The 19,985-nt window shown below is 51.0% G+C and carries 14 protein-coding genes and 3 pseudogenes; 6 read left to right on the top strand and 11 right to left on the bottom strand.

Features of this window, described 5'->3' with window-relative positions; all coding sequences use genetic code 11:
• Positions 1 to 159: pseudogene (locus tag VSX56_RS19125) on the bottom strand (IS256 family transposase); the annotation flags it as partial.
• Positions 160 to 542: 383 nt separating this feature from the next.
• Here VSX56_RS19125 and VSX56_RS19120 point away from each other — a divergent pair.
• Positions 543 to 1,586 (top strand): glycosyltransferase family 61 protein, encoded by a 1,044-nt coding sequence (locus VSX56_RS19120; protein ID WP_350939165.1) that lies wholly within the window; start codon positions 543 to 545, stop codon positions 1,584 to 1,586.
• Here the strand turns inward: VSX56_RS19120 and VSX56_RS19115 are convergent.
• A complete protein-coding gene (locus VSX56_RS19115; protein WP_350939164.1) occupies positions 1,583 to 3,181 on the bottom strand; it encodes a VPLPA-CTERM sorting domain-containing protein in 1,599 nt (532 codons plus the stop codon). The two genes, VSX56_RS19120 and VSX56_RS19115, sit on opposite strands and share 4 nt — an antisense overlap.
• 237 nt (positions 3,182 to 3,418) lie before the next feature.
• Between VSX56_RS19115 and VSX56_RS19110 the strand changes: the two genes are divergently transcribed.
• Complete coding sequence (locus VSX56_RS19110) at positions 3,419 to 4,174, top strand: WecB/TagA/CpsF family glycosyltransferase (RefSeq protein ID WP_350939163.1); 756 nt, start codon at positions 3,419 to 3,421, stop codon at positions 4,172 to 4,174.
• A 152-nt stretch (positions 4,175 to 4,326) separates the two neighbouring features.
• Here VSX56_RS19110 and epsE read toward each other — a convergent pair whose 3' ends face one another.
• From epsE to VSX56_RS19075, 7 genes are all read right to left on the bottom strand, one after another.
• Positions 4,327 to 5,565, bottom strand: coding sequence for an exopolysaccharide biosynthesis GT4 family glycosyltransferase EpsE (epsE, locus tag VSX56_RS19105; RefSeq protein WP_350939162.1), 1,239 nt, complete (start codon positions 5,563 to 5,565; stop codon positions 4,327 to 4,329).
• 100 nt (positions 5,566 to 5,665) lie between these two features.
• Entirely contained in the window at positions 5,666 to 6,631 is a 966-nt protein-coding gene (locus VSX56_RS19100) for an acyltransferase family protein (RefSeq protein ID WP_350939161.1), read from the bottom strand.
• Between the two features lie 122 nt (positions 6,632 to 6,753).
• Complete coding sequence (xrtD, locus tag VSX56_RS19095) at positions 6,754 to 8,331, bottom strand: VPLPA-CTERM-specific exosortase XrtD (RefSeq protein ID WP_350939160.1); 1,578 nt, start codon at positions 8,329 to 8,331, stop codon at positions 6,754 to 6,756.
• Positions 8,332 to 8,491: 160 nt separating this feature from the next.
• Positions 8,492 to 9,160, bottom strand: a complete 669-nt coding sequence (locus VSX56_RS19090; RefSeq protein WP_350939159.1) for a rhomboid family intramembrane serine protease — start codon at positions 9,158 to 9,160, stop codon at positions 8,492 to 8,494.
• A gap of 79 nt (positions 9,161 to 9,239) precedes the next feature.
• On the bottom strand, positions 9,240 to 10,613 hold the full coding sequence (locus VSX56_RS19085) for a hypothetical protein (protein WP_350939158.1): 1,374 nt from the start codon (positions 10,611 to 10,613) through the stop codon (positions 9,240 to 9,242).
• A 19-nt stretch (positions 10,614 to 10,632) separates the two neighbouring features.
• Positions 10,633 to 11,217, bottom strand: coding sequence for a polysaccharide biosynthesis/export family protein (locus tag VSX56_RS19080; RefSeq protein WP_350939157.1), 585 nt, complete (start codon positions 11,215 to 11,217; stop codon positions 10,633 to 10,635).
• A 157-nt stretch (positions 11,218 to 11,374) separates the two neighbouring features.
• Positions 11,375 to 13,831: a tetratricopeptide repeat protein gene (locus tag VSX56_RS19075; RefSeq protein WP_350939156.1), complete on the bottom strand. Its 2,457-nt coding sequence runs from the start codon at positions 13,829 to 13,831 to the stop codon at positions 11,375 to 11,377.
• A 416-nt stretch (positions 13,832 to 14,247) separates the two neighbouring features.
• On the opposite strand from VSX56_RS19075, the gene VSX56_RS19070 reads away from it, so the two are divergent.
• The 3 genes from VSX56_RS19070 to VSX56_RS19060 all read left to right on the top strand — a co-directional run bounded on the left by VSX56_RS19070 (position 14,248) and on the right by VSX56_RS19060 (position 17,456).
• On the top strand, positions 14,248 to 15,024 hold the full coding sequence (locus tag VSX56_RS19070) for an ExeA family protein (protein ID WP_350939155.1): 777 nt from the start codon (positions 14,248 to 14,250) through the stop codon (positions 15,022 to 15,024).
• Positions 15,021 to 16,559, top strand: a complete 1,539-nt coding sequence (locus tag VSX56_RS19065) for a GumC family protein (protein ID WP_350939154.1) — start codon at positions 15,021 to 15,023, stop codon at positions 16,557 to 16,559. Before VSX56_RS19070 ends, VSX56_RS19065 begins: the two co-directional genes overlap by 4 nt.
• A gap of 66 nt (positions 16,560 to 16,625) precedes the next feature.
• Entirely contained in the window at positions 16,626 to 17,456 is an 831-nt protein-coding gene (locus VSX56_RS19060; protein WP_350939153.1) for a tyrosine-protein kinase family protein, read from the top strand.
• Positions 17,457 to 17,508: 52 nt separating this feature from the next.
• On the opposite strand, the pseudogene VSX56_RS19055 reads toward VSX56_RS19060, so the two are convergent.
• Both VSX56_RS19055 and VSX56_RS19050 read right to left on the bottom strand, forming a co-directional pair.
• A pseudogene (locus VSX56_RS19055) lies at positions 17,509 to 18,619 on the bottom strand (IS3 family transposase); the annotation flags it as partial.
• An 85-nt stretch (positions 18,620 to 18,704) separates the two neighbouring features.
• Positions 18,705 to 19,271, bottom strand: a complete 567-nt coding sequence (locus VSX56_RS19050) for an isopropylmalate isomerase (protein ID WP_350939152.1) — start codon at positions 19,269 to 19,271, stop codon at positions 18,705 to 18,707.
• A gap of 173 nt (positions 19,272 to 19,444) precedes the next feature.
• On the opposite strand from VSX56_RS19050, the pseudogene VSX56_RS19045 reads away from it, so the two are divergent.
• A pseudogene (locus VSX56_RS19045) lies at positions 19,445 to 19,902 on the top strand (transposase); the annotation flags it as partial.
• Positions 19,903 to 19,985: the final 83 nt, after the last annotated feature.

Genomic DNA, 19,985 nt, shown 5'->3' with positions numbered 1-19,985 from the left:
CAGTCGTTCGGCACTCTTCTCGCCATAGTCCGCGCCGGTCTTGGCGCCAACCTCGAGCTCCATTAGTCGCTCGGCGGCAAAGCCAATCATCTCACGCAGTAAATCTGCATCGCCGCTCTGTTCGACAAGCGCGCGAAGGTCCATCATAGGTTTGGTCATCGGGTGTCATCCTTGGATCAGATTGAGTCTAGCAACCCGACCTTACTAAGAAACCCGATGGCCACCTGAGCTACACCACCCCGTGGGACACGATCGGCGCACCGCCTGATAATGCTGTGCCCTCAAGTTTCAGCGATAGCTCGTTCCCGCGCTCAATGCTTCTTCAACGCGGCGGAAGCGCTCGGTGCGCGATTGGCACGCTGTCAGCAACCAGCTCGCAATCATGTTCGAAGACCGTTTCCCGATGGCCTCAAACAAAAGGTCAGGCGCAAAACTCCGTGGAGTGTCAGCACCTGACAAAAACGCATAAGCTCTTCTTGGCAATTGCTCCGAACTGGCTCATAGTCATCGACAGTATCTTTTGAAAATAAAGCTATAGCTCAATGACAACCTCTGCGCGAACATCCACTGAGCGGCATGTAATTGCTGCTTTGCCAATCGCGGCCAACCGATTGATCGGCGCTAGAACGTTTCTTATCGACAGAGCTGTGCCCGACTGTGAGTACATCGAGCTGCCAAGCAAAATGATTGCTGAAGCGGTGTTAGAACTCGAGCGTCGCGTTACTTGCATACCTGCTGTGACCGCTAGTGGCCGCTTCGCAAAGTTACGCCGGCGGCTATCTCCGCCCGATGTGGCCTCAATCGCGGGCCCATTCCATGATTGTAGACGGTTCTCCCCACAGAACTGGGCCCATCTTCTGAACGATCAGCTGCCACTCCATTTTTATGTGTGTGAGCATTTCGACCTCGACCCGACGAAAGTTACCATGCTTCTGCCAGAAAATATGCCTGGATATGGTCGACGAGCTGTAGAAATGTTCGGCATCCCGGTTCTTTGTACCGATGCAGCTGTAGAAGGAGACGCACTGATTAGTCGTTACCCCTTCTCAAGTGCTTTGCGAGGAGAGCGTGCAGAATGGGCAGCGGCGAAGTTTCCTCGTTCAGTTGTCGAGAAAATCGTGCAGCACCCTGCAGGTCATGCAAAGCATATTTTTCTTTCGCGCCGAGACACGCGTAAAGTCTCGAATATGGGCGACATACAGCCAATCCTGGACCGATATGGATACGTTACAATCTATCCAGAAGCTCTGTCAGCTGAGGATCAGCTCCGTCTTTTCCACGAAGCGAGCCATATCTTAGCCATCCATGGCGCAGGTCTTGCCCCCCTGCTCTACCGCCAACCTGACAGTGCTCTGAAGCATCTGGTCGAAATTCTGCCATGTGGTCATATGACCGACAACTTCAGGGTCATCGCTCAACGCGTGAACATTGGCTGGACAGGGCTGCGCGGACGGATCAAGCCGGAATATGTGCAGCCTGCACAAAGTCCAGAGACGACATTCTTCAACCAGTTTTCTTTGGATGATTTCGAGGTCGATCCTGTCTCTTTAGAGGCTGTACTCCAAATATCTCACGCGATCAATTAACCCAATCTGCGCCTGCGTTTATGCAGGCACAGTGCCGCAAGGCCAGACAGTAACAACAAGCCGCCAGCGGGCAGAGGCACTGCTGGAATAGCTGATGCAAGCGCATAGCTCAGCCCAGTATAGGTTACAGCATAAACGGTAGTGGTGCCGGATAGGATCTGTTCTACCGTTTGCGATTGTGCCTGCATTCCATAAGCCAAGGTGAAATCGCTCGCTGCGTCAGCAAAATACAACGTAATTGCTTCGCCTGAAGCCATAGCCTCCGACATGTAAGATACAAGTGCATGCTCGAAAGCGTGGAAACCGGCAATCCACTGATAGTGTTTCGGAGCATTTGTGTCAGCCGCGACACCGTACTCTCCCGTTAGAGAGTCTTGGCTAACCACCAGCGAAGGAAATACCCCGCCATACTCTTCGCCAACGGCGTTCGTGCGATGATCAACAAAATTATCGAGCCAGAACGATTGTGCACTTTCTACCATTTGGGCCAAAACTGGGTCAGATACCGCTAGCTGACTAGCATATTGATCTAGCTCTGCGTATTCCCACCACCAAAGCGTATCCGATGCAACGCCTGTCAAATCCTGTGAAGTTCTCCATGCTCCAAGATCGGCATCATAGGCTGTAACAAAAAGCTTTCGCGCAGCATCCTGTGCCCATGCCGACAACTCTGCATCTCCAGCTTGTTGGGCAAGCTGATCAATGAACCAGAAGGCTTTCGCGCTAAGTCCGTAGTTGTATCCAGATATGGAAATTCCAGAGCTATAGGATTGCTCGCGCATCAGGCCGGTTGCTGTATCGAAGTATTCTTCGCGCAAATAGCGCGCAGTTGCGAGCGCTTCCTGCAGGACATTAGCTTGGGCAGCACCATCAGATGTCTGCGCGAGCAGAACCTTATATGCGTTCAACTGGTCTAGCTGCATTACGATATTCGGGCCGGCATCCGTGCCATCAACCGTCTGGGCGAAGCTACCGGTAAAACTGCCACTCGCATCCTGCAGACCAAATCTGTCCATGATCGCCGCGGATCCGGCCGCCGTCTGTGCCTGAATTGAAGCGTCACCTGTGACGTAGGCCAGAAATCCCTGCCCGAGCAAAGCGTATGCCTGCTGTTGTACATTCGCCAATCCAGACTGGGCACCAGTTGCTACATTATAACTGGTACGGTAGAGCCCGGTCGTATCATCATAAAACGTCGAGGGCGAAATTAGATATTCATATCCAGCCTTTGCGAGATCCAGATACTCGGTGTTACCTGTCATATGGAATGCTAATGCATAGGAATAAACCTGCCTCGATTGCCCGACTACGGTCTGCACGGGCGCTTTACTCTGTGCAAGCGTAACGCCCTCACACGCAACACCATAGGTCACAAGCGAACCATCATTACACAGCCGATAAGGCATGCTGCCGGATTGTGTTGCGGGATCAGCCGTAGCGTCGTCCCAATATCCCAAGAGATCATCGTTCAAATGAGCCAACCAATCGGCGCTGCTCAAATCCGCATTTAGGTCATACACTGCAGCATGAGACATTCCTGCATATGCCATCCCTGCTACAATTGCAGCGACCCCTAATCTCCTGAAACCTGCCATAGGAATCTCCAGCTATCTCAAATTTACGATATGTATACCTTATCGGAGAATAGGTTTACGCGAAGTCATTTAGTTGGTTAATGCCTACCAAGCGCGCTTTTTTACACGCTAGGATATTTTCTAATCTCCACACTCAGAACAAATGAAATAGATATCTTCTTGATCGCGCTTATAATGTAACGATGCTGGGTACTCTACGGATGCGGTCACAGCTTTAAGTTTACAGGATTCGAATTGATGCCTAACCGGCTCGACACACATTCCTCCACGGCCCCGCATGAGGTCCGCGAATTTCTCGGGATCAGCTTCGATCTAGCCCCGAAATCATACTGGCAAGAATTATATCTGAGGGCATCCAGAGATCCGCTACGTTATCTCGTGACGCCAAATGTGGATCATATTGTCCGCCTTTCCAAAGATTCCGCAGTTGCCGAACTTTACCGAGCTGCAGCTTGGCGTGTCTGCGACAGTCGAATTTTGGATCGATTGGCACGTGGGCGCGGCTTCGATCTCGCTCCATACCCTGGCTCCGATTTGACCGCAGATCTTTTAAATGATCCCCGTGCCCGTGCTTTGACAATCGGCGTCATCGGACCGGATCGTGCCCATTATGATCGCCTTACGGCGCTTTACCCATCACTGACATTGCGATTCATCAACACACCCTTCATGTCGCGCGGGAGTGTGGAATGGAACCATACGTTAGAGGCCGCCGAAACGGCCGATTGCGATCTGCTGCTCATCTGCATCTCTTTCCCCAAACAGGAATTTTTTGCGTACGATCTCGCCAAACGCGGCCGAGCTCGTGGCATTGCTCTCTGCGTTGGTGCAAGCTTGGATTTCCTGACGGGAACTCAGAAGCGCGCACCTCTCTGGATGCAAAAATCCTCCCTTGAGTGGGCTCACAGACTAGCCAGTAATCCGGCTAGATTGTGGAAACGCTATCTGATCGATGGGCCTAGAATTTTCTATCTGTACGTGAAAAGCCGTTAGGCCCAGATTTTGGGAATAGCCTCATTCGAGCTTGAGCATTGTTCACACAGAGCGAATTCGGCGATCAATCATACTGCTATACCAATACTCAACGATTAGCGAGCCGATGGTTCATACTCGCATCATCCAGCAACAAGGAAAAACAAAAAAGATTATTGTTTTGTTTTTATATCTGGGAATGAGTATGCAAGTAACTTACGCGCACTGGCGTCAATCGGAAAACGCGTCATGACACGTTGACGGCCTGCACTGGATAGCAGTTCGGCCATGACTGGATTGTCACCAATTTTGCCTATTGCTTGCGCCAAATCGGCAGGGGCTTCTGGCGGCACTAAAAAACCGCATTCACCATCGATAATGATTTCCGGCACCCCGCCAACACGAGTGCCAATCGTAGGCACACCGCAGCTCATGGCTTCTATATAAGCGACCCCAAAAGCTTCATAGCGCGAGGCAAGGGCAAACACATGTGAGGCCTGTAACTTGGCACGCACATCTTCCTCACTGATCGCCCCGAGGAAGGATACGCGATCTTTGATACCGAGCTTCTCGGAAAGCTCCAGGAGACGAAGACGTTCTCGATCCTGATCACTAGATCCACCACCAGCGATTTCCAGCTGAATATCGTCTCCCGCCCCTACTCTTAACGCCACAGCCTCGATAAGACAGTCATGCCCCTTTATGCGAGTAAGGCGCCCACAAGAGAATACCCGTAAGGTTTCTCCCACCTGCCGAGGCTTATAAGAAGTTTTCCTTTGAAACCACTCGCTATCAACCCCCATTGGTTGAACGACCGAGGCCCGTAAACGCGTGGGAGCCAGTGCAGCTTCGAGCTCGTCGAGAAGCTCTTGAGTAATTACCATGGCGAACTTGGCCTGAGACCATTTGATGGTCTGATTACCGCCAAAGTCCTTAAGCGCGCCATGATGGGTGATACTGTATGGAAGTCCTGACATTCTAGCAGCCAACGCTGCTACAAGCGCAGAACGGCTAGCAAAATGGGCATGAATATGAGCTATTTTGCGACGTTTGCATTCCGCGGCGAGCCGTGCTGCAGCAGGAAGACAGATAATAGCATCACGCAAAGATGCCTTCCCCTCGCGGGCCGCCTGCGATACGAGCTCGTAAATCGGAGCGCGAAGCAGAGTTAAAGGCATGGCCCACAAACTTCTGACATCGAATGGAACAAGATAGGTGCATTGCGACCGCGCCTGCTCGCCCCAACCCCGCGCGAGTTTGCCCGATGCGGGCTCTCGGGTGCTGAATACGTGGACATCGGCACCAAGCTTACGTAGGGCTTCGATTTCTCTCCGTATAAATGTGTGAGTAGGCATCGGGTATTCAGCCGCTAGCACTGCAATGGCATTGCCATCGGAAGAAATATCACCCATTTACTTCACCGCTAACTTTTATCATCAGACCTCCTATTTCCTCAACATCAAATTCATAAAAAGTCGTAGTGGAGCCTTTTAAAAGGCACTGCATCAATCATTATCTTATAAGCCATCTCAAAGGTCTGATTGGAAGCAATAAAAATGCCGCAAGGATAGCGCTAAACATGCAGGTTAATAACCACTTTTCGACATTCCCAAACGAGGTATATGCATCTAGAATAAACAATATTCCTATGTGAACAAGGTAAACTGCTAGCGAAAAAGGCGCCAAGAATTTTGCTATTGCCGAAAGAGAGGTTTCGGATGAAAGCAAAATTACAAAAGCAGTTGGCGCAAGAATCGAGACACTAACAAGATTATCGGAAAAATATATCCGCTCGGCAAAAGTAACATTTATTGCTTGCTCAACGAAAAGTAAGGCGACTCCAAGTAACACAAAATAGACACTATTTTTTTGAATAAAAAATCTAAATTCTCCATATATGGAAATTAGATACCCTACCGCAAGGTATGGGAAAGCGAATCCAAAAAATGTACGATTAAGATTCCCCATCTTTATAATTTTTAAAATATCCCCATCCGGAACGTAAAAATATAAATACTGCATTCCAAATCCAAATAGAAATCCAGCGCAAATTGTGGGGATTAGCATATGTTCTCTATTTTTCTGAACTAAAACGAACAAGAGAGACGCTGATAGAAGGAGTGCAATCAAGAACCAAAGATGATAATATCCTATTACTAGCATCTTAATTGCTCTAAAACCAACGTGATCTTGGCCATCCAATGAAGATAGCCAAATCGGCGCATAAATAACCATCCAAATGACATACATCTTGAATATTTTACTAGCCCACAGCCGAAAACGACCCCTTTGAAACGTTTGCGCAAGAAAATATCCGCTGGCGACTAAGAAAAATGGTACGGCCAATCGTGTCGCACCTTGAGTAATAATAAGATTAAAGGTGGGAGCTAACTTTGAAAAAGGTTGGGCGTGCAGGGTAACTACAGCAAAAGCTGCAATTACTCTCCATAAATCCAAAACGGCCAGTCGATTTGTCAAAGCTCACTACTCCAAATAAGGTTTACGACTTACAATAGACCGGCTGTAAGCAGTGCCGCTACTGGGCAGCTAAACACAAGCTAAAATCGTTCCAAGCAAGGCCTTGGCCCTCAAAGTACCAATCAACGTCCTGGAATGAAACGCGGCAGAACGTGCGTAACCTGCAAGAAGAGATCTTGCAGACGTGCTTCCGCATGGCTCTCACTTTCGCCATCCATGATCGGCGTGGTGATGCGCACCAGTGCGCCATCGGTGCGATTGATCGTGAAACCGTCCCACAACAGAAGCAGTTTCGCTTCCATATCCCAAGCAGTGTGGCGCCCATGCTGTTCGAACCAATAGTACACCAGCATCCGGGATTCACCCTTCTGGATCACTGCGCGATTTAGACGCCATGGCGCTGAGAGACCGACCTGCGGTGCAATATCAATGCGCTTCAGCTCAGCTATCTCCCACCCCGAAGATGGGAGACAAATTTCGGGCGAGTGCGTACCCCCCTTAGTTTGATCAGCATAATAAGCAGAGAAAAAATCAACGCTCGGCTCTTGCGATGTACGAACGAAACTGGCCCCGTAATAATCATCAGCACCTAGTGTTCGTTCCACATTGGATGCAAGCCTATCCGAAGGTCTAGAAGTCCATTCTCCCAAACTCCGCGGGAAGAATGCAAAAGGCTCGCGATCTGGAATGTGGGACTGCGGAGTCGGACGAACGTTCCATGCGACCGCGACAAGCACCAGCAAAGCTGCTGTGGCGAACATGGTCTTGGATGGCTCCACCAACTCCAGACGACGAAACTGCGGCCAAAGACCTGTAAAGTCGAGGTCCAGCGCTTCAGTGAGAGACATCGTAGAGCGTTGCAGCTTGAGCATGATCCAAGCCAGAACGAAGAGGATAATAACTGAAGCCATAAAAATGACCCAGCCTTCGAAGAAGTGCGAAAAGCCCTCTAGATGCTCTTCACCAAAATACTGAACCAGCCAACCAGCAATCGCGATACGCACCGAATTCATAAAAACAGTGATGGGTGCCGCAGCCAGCAGAAGCACTACTTTGTGCCACATGGGCCCACGATAGAGTACCGCAAAGACATAGGAAAAAGACATGATCGGGAACAAATAGCGCAATCCCGAGCATGCTTCGGCCACATGTAGCTTCAGTACTCCTAGATCAATAATATTACCCTCTAAGAAGACTGGGACGTTGATGAGGCCAAGCATCCAGACGCCGAGCTCTGAAGAGATCCCCTGCAGAAAAATCGACAACTTGTAGTAAATAACTCCCGGCAACGGGAGCATATAAACAAGGTGGAGTACCGGTACCCAAAAGCGACGGCCCTGTTCCCAACCGAAGGAAATGAGGAGCATAGCACCAACCCAGATGATGATAGCATAAGCGACCACATCATCGATCTGGGAAAACTTCCCCATTCCTCCCAAAACAACTGCAAATAACAGAGCAGCGAAACCTGGCCAGCGGTTCACCTTGCCGTGCTTGATAGGCTCGGATTTAAGCTCTTGCAGAAACATGAAGGCCGACAGCAAAGGAATAATAGGCCCATGGCTATATTCGGGTGTCGCCCACGCGGCCAGAAGAGCTGTCCAACCTTCTTGGAAGTAGATTGCTGCCGCCACGGTTGCGATTAGGAGCAGGATTGGACCCGCCACATGGCCCGAAGCAAGCGAACGGGACGGGCTCATAGTGGAGTCTGACATCAATGCCCTCAAAACGACAATAGAGATAAGTAAGCACTATCGCAAAGAATACGACGGCGCTTTAGACTATGGAGCGATAGGGATTAAAAATCCAGAAAACTCTGCGCAGCCGGATAACTTACCCCTCAGTTTGTCAGCTTTATTCTTACTCATTAGGCCTGCGCACATTCCGCCTCCAACTCAAAATAGCTGCCATGGCAATCGCACCGGAAATAAAGCCTCCCAAGTGGGTCTGCCACGCTAGTTGCCCACTCATCGCGAAATACATCACGAAATTCAGGCCAACCAAAATAACTACCGGCCAGAAAACTGCCTTTAAGCCTTCGGTTAAAGAAATCTCTCGCCAATCATCATGTAACCGGCACCACAAGAGCGCGCCCGCTAGGCCAAAAAGTGCGCCAGAAGCTCCCACCATTGGCAGAGGACCAGATGCCAACCATGCGTAACCGACCCCACCACCAACCAGAGATACGAAATATACGCCTACAAAACTTCGGGGCCCTCCCTCCAAAATCAGAGCTCGCCCTAGGGAATAAAGGGTAATCATATTAAAGAATATGTGCGTGAAATTAGCGTGCAAAAAACCGTAGGTGACAAACATTACCTCAGGCTGAAATGCATAATTCGCGTGCCAGCCATACAGTAGCCCAGGCCAAAAAGCGAAATTCTGAACGAGAACCCCTCGTAGATAGGTGGGCGTACCACCAGTACCTGTACCTAACCAGAGTGTGGAAGTCCTAATCAGAAACTCGGGCAGCAAACAAATAAAGGCTATGCCCCAGATCGGCCAAAGACGGCGCAATTTACCCGACATGTATTGTCTCCCATGACAGGCACGCTATCAGCGGCATACCCAAGTGGGCCTCAACAAATGAGGCCCACTTTACCGGAACTCAACGCGGCGCTTCGAAATGCCGAGTAAGATTAAAGAATAACGATTGTGACTGAGCGTCGTCATAGCTATCTCGCGTCAAAAGACCTAAGTTGATCCCTGTCGACATCGACACATCCTGAGTTAGCTTGTGACTGTAAGCCACCCTCGCATCAACGCGCAGCTGATCCGACGTATCCCTATTGGTGGCCGTTGCGGTGAGACCGAAATTCATGGAAGACAATGGACTAAACTCGTGCGTAACGTTGCCATCTAAACGAGTTAGAACCACTTCCGTACCATCATCTGCGCTACGCACTGCCCTAGATGCCGTTGCCTGCAATCTGTCACGTTTGAGCTCATGCATGTAAGATAAGGATCCGATGAAATCAGTTGAACCGCTTTCATCACCGTAACTTACGCCGACCATACCGCTGAATTCGCCATTTTTGGTTTCACGATTGCGGAGCACCCTCACATCATCGCGCGCACCATTCTGGGTTACGCTTCGTCCGTAGCTGATAGTGTATACGCCCAAACCATCTTCGCGGGTCACACCCGCGCCTACGGTTACGCCATCATTCTGATCATCGGCATAACCAATCCGTTCAAGGTCGACCGAGCTGTAACCTAAAGACAGATTTAAACTCGTTGCAGCATCTATACGTTGCTGAACGCCTAGCGAAACCGCATCCGTGTGACGGTGAGTTTGAAGATCATTATCGGCATCGTATTCAACATGCGACATATCTAAAGCGAGGCTGGTCATCGACGACAATTCAGCGGTCAGACCTAGGCTGAAGCTGTCGCTACGGCTGTCGGAATTACTGTCAGACGCGTCACCAGAGTAACTCAGGCGGCTACCGGAATAGCCAAATGTGTAGCCGAGCGGCATATCGATGCCACCTTGAAGCCCCAACTGAACCCGCGCCAAGTTACGCTGCCCTTTACCATCATAGACCAACAAAGTCCCAGCATCGTCATAACTTATGCTCTGGCTTGTTACCTCTGATTGGGCAAACGACAAGCCCGCAGAAAGCTCGGTACGGGGAGCACGATGTTTCAGAGAGAACTGCAACACTGGATAGGCGCCGTTATTACCGTCATCGCTCCATATCGGCGAAGTTTCAGCTAGGAAATGTAGCTGCGTCACAGTGGTATTACGATCGTAAGAATAGCGTAGCGCGGCATTCGCTTCAGCGGAAGTATCGGTGCCCCCAGGGTCTAGGTCAAGGTTGCGGCCTGCCCTTCCCCCAATCGTCACATCAAAAGCAGAACGTATTCCTACATCCGAATCCTGTGCGAAGACAGGCAAAGCGAAATTGAAGGCTGCGATACTCAGAGCGGTGGAGCCTGCAAGCCCGATCAGCACCTTACCCGAGACTGGACGTTTCATACGTCTCTCCCGCATCAGATTATTCGAACAGACGGCGCTCAGGCACCACGATGACGTCACCTTCTTTGAGCAAGGTCGCGCCAGAGATTCCACGGCGATTTTTGTAATCAAAGAGGTAGACTTCTTCACTCTGGGTCGAAGGATTCATACGATGCAATTCAATGCGCTTATTCGCCGAGAAGCGCGTGAAACCACCCGCCATTGCGATCGCCTGTAAAAGCGTAATCTGCTGTTGCGTTTGCAGCAAACCTGGATTGTTTACCTCGCCCATAATGTAGATATTATTTGCATTTGCAAGCTTATCGCCGGGTGCTGCCAGACCAACGACGGACACATAAACCGTCGGCGTTGACGAAAAATCAACTGATAGACCAGCGGCGATCCTTTCTCGCACAGCGGCCGGAGTCGTACCCGCGGCTTTAACGGTCCCTGCCCCAGGGAAGGTAATGGTGCCATCAGGAAGGACAAGGGCAGTTCGATTGAGCGAATTGTCCTCAACTACTTCAATTTGCAACGTGTCTCCGGGCGCAATCGTATATGCTCCAGCAAATTGCGGCGCAGCCGCAAAAAAGAGCGCAAGAAGGGCGAAGAGGTATTTGGTCATGCCTAAACTCTACTTTTCTTGAGGTTAGCCCGTACCATAAAGCTGGCACAGTCATATCAAAAGTGCCCTGCATCCGATTAGTGCAGGACACTTGAATTTTGTTTGTTTGTGACGCGCAAAAGCCGCATACATCGCCCGTCAAAAGCCACTGAAGGGATTATTTTGCTTTAAGCGCGTCACGCGCCTTAGCAAGGTCTGCATCAAATTCTGGGTAGGCTATCGCCCCAGAACCACGCAACTTACTAGCACGATCGTATTCTGCCGCAGCCTCATCCTTACGACCTTGAACCGCCAGCGCCATACCCAAGTGGTAAGCAACGGATGGGTCGTTTGGCAGGCCCTGCGCTGCTTTAGTCAGTGCAGGCAATGCTTGCCCCATATCCCCACGCCGGAACGCCAACCAGCCGTAGGTATCGAGGAAGGGAGGAAACTGTGTACCATTCAGACGACGTGCGACCACCCAAGCTCGCTCAAGGCTCTCGGCATCCGTACGCGTCGAACCAAGGAGGCTGGCGAGATTATTAGCCACAACGACATCATCGCTATTGGCAGCATAAAGCCCTTCATAGATCGCAATTGCAGCGTCAATTTTGCCTTCGGCCTCAAGAAGGCCTGCTTTGAGAAGGCCCAACTGACGCGATTGCGGAATACGGCCCAACCCCGCATCTACGGTCGCTAATGCAGCAGTAATATCTTTCTGACTTCTTTGCAGAATAGCCAACGAAAGCCATCCCGCTTCATAGCTGGGGTCGCTAACCGTTACGCCTTCAAAGGTTTTGCGGGCCTCATCCACCTGCCCTTTTGCCTGTAAAAGTTGCCCTAGAACCAAAGAAGCAGCAGGCTTATCTACGTTACTCTGAGCCAAGTCAGTAGCCATCGTCAAAGCTTGATCGAGCTTGCCTTCGCGAACCATGTTGCGAATGACCGCAATCTGGGAAGCCACGCCGTTATCACCGGTGCCCTTCGCCAGATCATCAAGGAAGCCACCGAGCTCATCGTTGCGCCCTTGCCGCGCCATAATCTGAGCCTGATACTCATCAGCTAAAGTCAGAGCCTGAGCATTACCAGAGAAGCGCGAACGGATTGCCTCAACGTCCTGCGTCGCGCGTGCCCAGTCCTGCATTAATAGATGGACCCTAGTCAGCATATTCAGCAGGTTAAAGTTTTTGGGATCTCTGCGCATTGCATCAATCAGGATCGTTTCAGCCGAATTGTATTCCTGCTGCTGCATCAGGTAAGTCGCGTAACGGGTAGATTCCGCAGCCCCTTGGTTCGAAGCATCAACAGCGCGGGCAAGCATATCGGCCATTAACGCAGGCTGCCCCTGACGTTGGTACGCCCCGGCCAAGATAGTCAGCAACTCTGGGTCATTGGGTGCCCCCGCGAGCGCGTCCCGAAGAATGCGGATAGCCTCATCAGGCATATCCTCTTTAATAAGCCACCCAGCTTTAAGCTTCAGAGCCCCGGTTTGCCCAGGGTCACGCTTGAGCACTTCCTCAACCAAGGATCGCGCACCGACATCATTGCCACTCTCGAGACGCATCTGAGCCAGTTGCACTTTAAGTGCATCATTCTCGACGCTTTGCCCGGATTCTTCATCCGAGATCAAAGCCTCCATTTGAGCCATGCCGGAATCGCGTTCGCCCGCAGTATAATCAGCACGAGCCTTGAGAGCTTTGAACTGAGCTGGATCAGCCGCCACATCCGATGGCAGTGGATTAGTTGCAAGAATACTGCTCAACTCTTGCCGCATAGCATCAGGTGATCGCACCTCGGCAAGGAAACGTAAAAATGTCAGACGAGGCTGTGGGTCCGTGCTGCCTTCCGTAATCCGCCCACGCAGCCAGCTTTCGGCATCATTGATCCTACCTTTGGAAAGATAGAATGAAACCAAAAGGTTATCTAGATCTTCGTCTTGCGGAAATTGTTGTACCATCGCACGGATCTGCGCTTCGACATCTCCGTCACGACCCAAGCGCTCAAGGACAACCAACCGAACATTATTGAGATCTCGGTCAGCAGGAGTAATTTTCAATCCTGCGTCAAGGAAGCCCAATGCAGCATCGAGCGCGCCATTCTGCACAGCATCCGCTACGACAACGCGGCGCGCGCGGATCAATGTGGGATCAGCCTCAATCAATTCGCTTGCTTGCGACGCCGCCGCAGCCTGTGCTGTAGGATCTTTATTCAGCGAGGCCTTACGATAGTCGAGGCCTGCCTTTACGGCTAGCATTTCCTTATCGGACGGGTCTTGCTCCAGAGCAGCCGCTGAATAACGTTGGGCATCATCCCAACCCATGGCGTCAAAAGCAATCATGGCCATAGCGCTGGCGGCCTCAGCGTCTTTGGGATCTCGTTCGAACAAGAAACGATATTGTGCAAATGCCTGCGCAGGTTGATTGCGATCCAAGAGCGCTTTTGCATACATCAGCCGTGCATCGCGCAGCGTTTCGTCCAACTGTAATGCGTTGCGTAATTCGACCATGGCTCGAGGCATGTCCCCCTGCTCGGCATATTCTTGCGCGGCAGCGTAATGCTTGGCAGCTTTGTCTTTAGCACTATCGCAAGCAGCAAGCGCCAAGGTCAGCGCCAAGGCAAGAACAACTTTCTTCAAAACAGGTCTCCATACTTCCGTATTTGAGGCATATCCGCAGGTATAGCCGCCTCATATCGCACACTAATAGCCACCAAAGCTCTAAACCAGCTTTATTAGCATAAAGCCACAGAATTCCATTTAACATTATTCCATAAATCTATCAAATATATCTATTTTTGATTATTTACTCCAAATCGAAAATCGTCGATTAAACCGCACGGCATGTACGAAAAAACCATTGAACAAACCCGCTCTACGCTATTTATTAAGTCCCAATATCACCCGCTATTTGTAGCCCTTACTAAACTCAGGAAGACACGTGACAGGCAGTCCCCTCCCTTGCTCTCGGACCAGTCCGAATGTCCACTGAAGCTCTCTACAGCTCACACTACGGATTAAACGAGCGCCCTTTTACATTGGTGCCGGACCCATCCATGATTTACTGGTCGCCTCAACATCGGCGCGCATTTGCTGTTTTGCAATACGGGCTACAATCGCGAGCGCCTGTAACCTTGGTTTCGGGCGAAATAGGCTCAGGAAAGACAACGCTCGTCCAAGCATTGCTAGGTGAAATCGAAGCTAGTTTGACAATTGGCTTGATCTCTAATGCTCAAGGTGGGCGTGGAGAGTTGTTGCAATGGATACTCAATGCCTATGGGCTCCAGAGTGATCAGGATTCCAACAACTACATCGGCTTGTTTCAACGCTTTCAAGATTTTCTGCTCGCCGAGTATGCTGCTGACCGTAGGGTCGTATTGATCGTGGATGAGGCACAGAACCTCTCCGCGGAAGGCCTGGAAGAAGTCCGGATGCTGACAAATATTAATAGCCATAAGGACGAGTTAATTCAGCTTGTTCTAGTAGGACAGCCCGAATTGGCGGATATTGTTCGCGCACCAAACATGCGCCAACTCGCTCAGCGGGTGTCAGCGAGTTTTCATTTAGGGCCTCTCGACCAAGAGACCTGCGCGGCTTATCTCACCCACCGCCTGAAAGTGGCTGGTGGCACAGGCGATGAAATCAGCCGAGATGCGAAAGACATGATCTATAAGCATACAGGCGGCGTTCCACGACTAATGAATCAACTTGCTGATTTTGGAATGCTTTACGGGTGGTCCGACGAAGTCAAACAGGTTGGCACAAAAGAAATTCAAGACGTTCTCGATGACGGCGTCTTCTTTGGCGATATTGCGATAGGAGCCACGTCATGAATACCGAACTCAAATTTTACCTGTCGCTTTTCTGGCGCAAACTGCCGCTTTTCCTAGCGGTTTTCGTATTGTTGACGGCCTGTGGTTTGTTTGCGGCAGCGACTCTTCCTCCTGTCTACCGATCCCAAGCGCGCCTCGTCGTGGAAAGTTCCCAGATACCTGGCAATCTCGCGCAATCTACGGTCAATGTCTCCGCTCAACAGCAGTTGCAACTATTTGAATCGCGCTTAATGACGCGCGAGAATCTTCTCGACATCGCCACGCGGCTTCATGCCCTACCCAACCAAGATGATCTGAACCCAGACCAGATTGTACAAGCCATGCGCGCTGCCACTAAAATTAGCAGCTCTACCGGACGCAATCAGGCAACACTGATGACGATCTCATTCGAGAACGTCGACCCGCGTATGACAGCGCGCGTGCTTGATGAATATCTCACGTTTATTCTAGCGCAAGATGCCGATTACCGTGCGCAAATAGCTGGTCAGACTCAAGATTTTTTCCAGCAAGAAGTAGATGCGCTAGGCAACAAACTAGCTGAGCAAGGCGCAAAAATTCTGAAGTTCCAGAATGAGCACGCCGATGCGCTACCCTCTGGACTGCAATTTGCACGCGACCAAATCCAAGCATTAAACGAACAAAATGCGCAGATCGATCGTAATGTCGCTACAGCAAATGATCAGAAAACCCGCTTACAACAGGTGTTTGATGCAACCGGCAGCATTGGTTCTACCGGTCGCGCGCTCTCACCCGAAGAGCAAAATCTCCAAACCCTGCGCAGCCAATTGGCTAACCTAGAAGCGGTATACGCACCCGATAGTCCCAAAGTGACGAGTTTGCGTAATCGTATCTCAAATATGGAAAAGAGCCTTGCTCGAATGCAGGGCGGAAACGCACAAACAACAAGTGACCCTGCGCGGGCCATGCTTGATATGCAACTTTCTCAGATCGATGATCAAATCAAGCAAATGCAAGCAACCCGTGAAGGCAACGTTAAACAACTTGCTCTGCTTCAAGACCAGATCAGCAGGACGCCTGCTAACGATATCGCACTACAAGCATTGCAGCGCGACTACGATAACATACAGGTACAATACAATGGTGCGGTATCGCGCTTAGCGCAAGCATCGACTGGTGAAAGGATCGAAACGCTCTCGCGAGGGCAACGTGTATCCGTACTCGAACAACCGTCTGTGCCGGATCAGCCAATCAAGCCCAACCGCAAGAAAATTGCGGTTATGGGTGCCGTTGCTGGCTTGATTGCGGGAAGCGGGCTAATCGCGCTGCTGCACTTCCTGTCGGGAACGATCAAGCGGTCAGCTGATATGATCTCCTCCCTCGGTATCACTCCAATGATCACATTGCCCTATGTGCGCTCCCGCGAGGAGATTATCCGCACACGTGTAATGCGGATCAGCGTGTCTTTGGGAATTTTTGTAGCCATCCCGTTCGCTCTTCTCATGATACATCTGTACTACATGCCCTTTAACGAACTTGCCCAAAAGATAGCAGCTCGTATCGGCTTCTATATTTAATACAATCGAAGCTCCGACATTCGGCCTACTCCCCGGACAAGCTCAAAATAGAACTGTGAAATCCTGATGGAAAAGCTACAAAAAGCACTGGAAAAGGCACGAGCAGAACGGTTGGCACGCCAAGGTATGCCAACAGGGTCTCAACGTGATAGCGCTTCGGTGGAACGAGCAATAACCGACCAAGCAAGCGCATGGGCTCAACTTCCTGAATGCAAGTTGTCTGCTCAAGAGCTTAAAAAAAATCGTGTACTGACCTTCAATGCAAACAGCGAAGCGACCTATTACGATATCTTGCGCACTCGCCTCAGAGACGAATGCCGGAGACAGAATTATAAGCGCATTGCTATCACATCGCCGCAGCCCCAAGCTGGTAAATCTACAACTCTGGCCAATCTGGCATTTTCATTAGGGCGTCTGCCTTACCAACGAACAATTATCTTTGATTTCGACCTACGCCGTCCAAGCCTGCATAAAATTCTAGGACTTACACCGAAAGCTGACATGGGCCAGTTGCTGCGCGGCGAAGTGCCAGTTGACGAACATCTGGTACGTCACGGAGAAAACCTCGCCTTTGGACTCAACAAATCTATGGTTCAGCATTCCGCCGAGCTTTTACAAAGCGAGAGAACTCAAGATTTCCTGACAGCCGTTGAGGAAACTTTCCAACCAGATCTGATGCTGTTTGACATGCCCCCATTCCTCGCGGCAGATGACGCGCATGGCTTTCTCAAGAACATTGATGCTGTTCTTCTGATTGCTGAATCTGAGAAAACAACAAAAGTTCAACTAGATGCAGTTGAGCAAAAAATTTCGAGTTTGACTAAGATCGCTGGTATCGTTCTCAACAAATGCAATTATGTCGACGAAAACGACACAGGCAGCTATGACTATTACTGAATTAATGTGATCGGTGTGATCTGCCCCACTTGGGTGGTCCGGTTTAAAAGTTAGTGCATCGTGGGCTTTTAGTGTTGTGATGTTGACACCAGCGTTCGATCAGGATCTGGGCTTCTCTAAGAGAATAGAAAACCTCTCCATCGAGTAATTCGTCGCGAAGTCTGGCGTTAAAGCTTTCCACATACCCATTCTCCCAGGGTGACCCCGGCTCGATATAGGCTGTTTTGGCCCCCACCGCCTCGATCCAGTTGCGGAGCTTCGTCGCGATGAATTCGAGGCCATTATCTGACCTGATAACCTCCGGCGAACCGCGAAGGATGAACAGGTCTGTCAGCACGTCGATGACGTCGACCGAGTTCAGCTTGCGTTTGACGTAGATCACCAGCACCTCCCGGGTGAATTCGTCAACGATATTGAGCATGCGGTAAGCCCACCCGTCCGCTGTACGGTCCTGGACAAAATCATAGGACCACACATGGTTCGACCGCGCGGCCCGCAGCCGCACGCAGGAGCCATCTACTAACCAGAGCCGCCCCCGTTTCTTCTGTTTCTGCAGGACTTTAAGCCCTTCACGTCGCCAAATTCGCTCGACCCGTTTATGGTTTGCGCACCATCCCGCTTCAACCAACAAGCCAGTGATCTGGCGATAGCCATACCGTCCGTATTGACGTGCTAGTTCAGTGATGTCGGCCGTAAAAAGCGCTTCGCCCTGACGACCAGACGGGATTTTACGTCGGGTCGACCGGTGCTGTCCCAAAGCCCAGACCAGGCTCGGCCTTCGGAGATGCCGAGCGCCTAGCAGACATGGTCGATGCACTGACGACATTGCTGCGGGCTTAATAGGGCTGCGCGTTCGGGGCTACAAACCCTCCACCGGAGGGTTTGTAGCCCCTCATCTTTGCCGCCTCCGTAAGGATCAGCTTTTCGAGCGTCAGGTCCGACACGGCACGTCTAAGCCGCGTGTTCTCTTTCTCGAGTTCCTTCAACCGCTTGAGCTGATCGCGGTTCATCCCGCCAAACTCACGGCGCCAGCGGTAATAGGTCTGTTGGGTCACACCAATCTGGCGCACCGCATCCGCCAGCTTTGCACCTTGTCCCTGCAAGGCCTCCACTTGACGCAGCTTCATGACAATGTCTTCCGGCTTCTCGCGTTTGCCTGCCATCTAAGTAGTCCTCCATCATACGGGATAAACTATCCCAAAAAGTGGACCACTTCAGGGGGGCAAGACCAACGTATCCATAGCGGTGTTATGAGCTCCAGCGCCTGATCACCCATAGCGCGTTCAGCCCAATCAGTCCGATTCCTGTCAGTTCAAAAACACCATTCAAGCGAAGTCCCGCTATATGCGAGGTAATCAGCTGGTCCATGTGATGAAAGCTCAGCGCTCGGATTGCAATGAAGCCAATCAAGACTGCCAACCCGAGGAGGGCAAGCCAGATCTGTGACCAGATACGACGGAAATATATGCCAAGCGCGAGCCCTAGCGCTACTGCAGCCGCAATAATGCCGTAAATTGCTTCTACTTGGATTGTACGGCGCTGGTTGTACCACCCTTGGGCCTTTGCGAGACATTTACCGTAGGCCGTTAGAGCACTCTGCAAATCTAGCTGCTTATTAATTGTCAAGAATAGAAGGATTACTGCAATTGAAACGAAAAAAATAGAAATTTGTACTTCTTTTTTGACGCGAGCTGCTGCTATGCAGAGCATGCAGACGACAAAATAGGCTAGTACCGTGCTCCAACCTAAAATCGTCGGATCGCCAATCCCAGGAGACCATTTCTGTGCAACACATGGCGTCATCGTCCCGAACATTGTGAGCCTTCCGTCATTGAATCTAGTCTTGTCTAAGACTGCATAATACGAACGGTGCAATCCAAAAAGATCGTACCGAACGAATATTTATACGATAGTGAACCGCTGGTCTGCCCCACTTGAGTGGTCCATCTTTTGGGATAGTTTATCCCGTATGATGGAGGAGTACTTAGATGGCAGGCAAACGCGAGAAGCCGGAAGATATCGTCATGAAGCTGCGTCAGGTTGACGTCTTGCAGGGACAAGGCACGCAACAGGCGAATGCGGCGCGCCAGATTGGCGTGACCCAACTGACCTATTACCTTTGGCGACGTGAGTTTGGCGGAATGAACCGCGATCAACTCAAGCGACTAAAGGAACTCGAGAAAGAGAATACGCGGCTCAGACGGGCCGTGTCGGATCTGACGCTCGACAAGCTGATCTTGACGGAAGCGGCGCGGGGAAACTTCTAAGCCCTTCGCGCCGCCGACAGTGCATCGACCATGTCCGCTCAGCGCTCGGCATCTCCGAACGCCGTGCCTGTTGGGCTTTGGGACAGCACAGATCGACCCAACGCAAGATCCCACCCGGTCGTCAGGACGAAGCCCTGCTGACCGCTGACATCACCGAACTGGCACGGCAATGCGGACGCGTAAGCGACAAGGAGCCCCCGTGGGTTAGCGGCGAGGCTTGTTCGAGATAGGCTGGTGGCGTTGGTCTGACGCTGAGGTTAAA

This window comes from Thioclava kandeliae, from assembly GCF_040297545.1.
Lineage (GTDB): Bacteria > Pseudomonadota > Alphaproteobacteria > Rhodobacterales > Rhodobacteraceae > Thioclava > Thioclava kandeliae.
The sequence above is the reverse complement of the archived record's forward strand: the minus strand, read 5'-3'. Positions and strand labels throughout refer to the sequence as shown.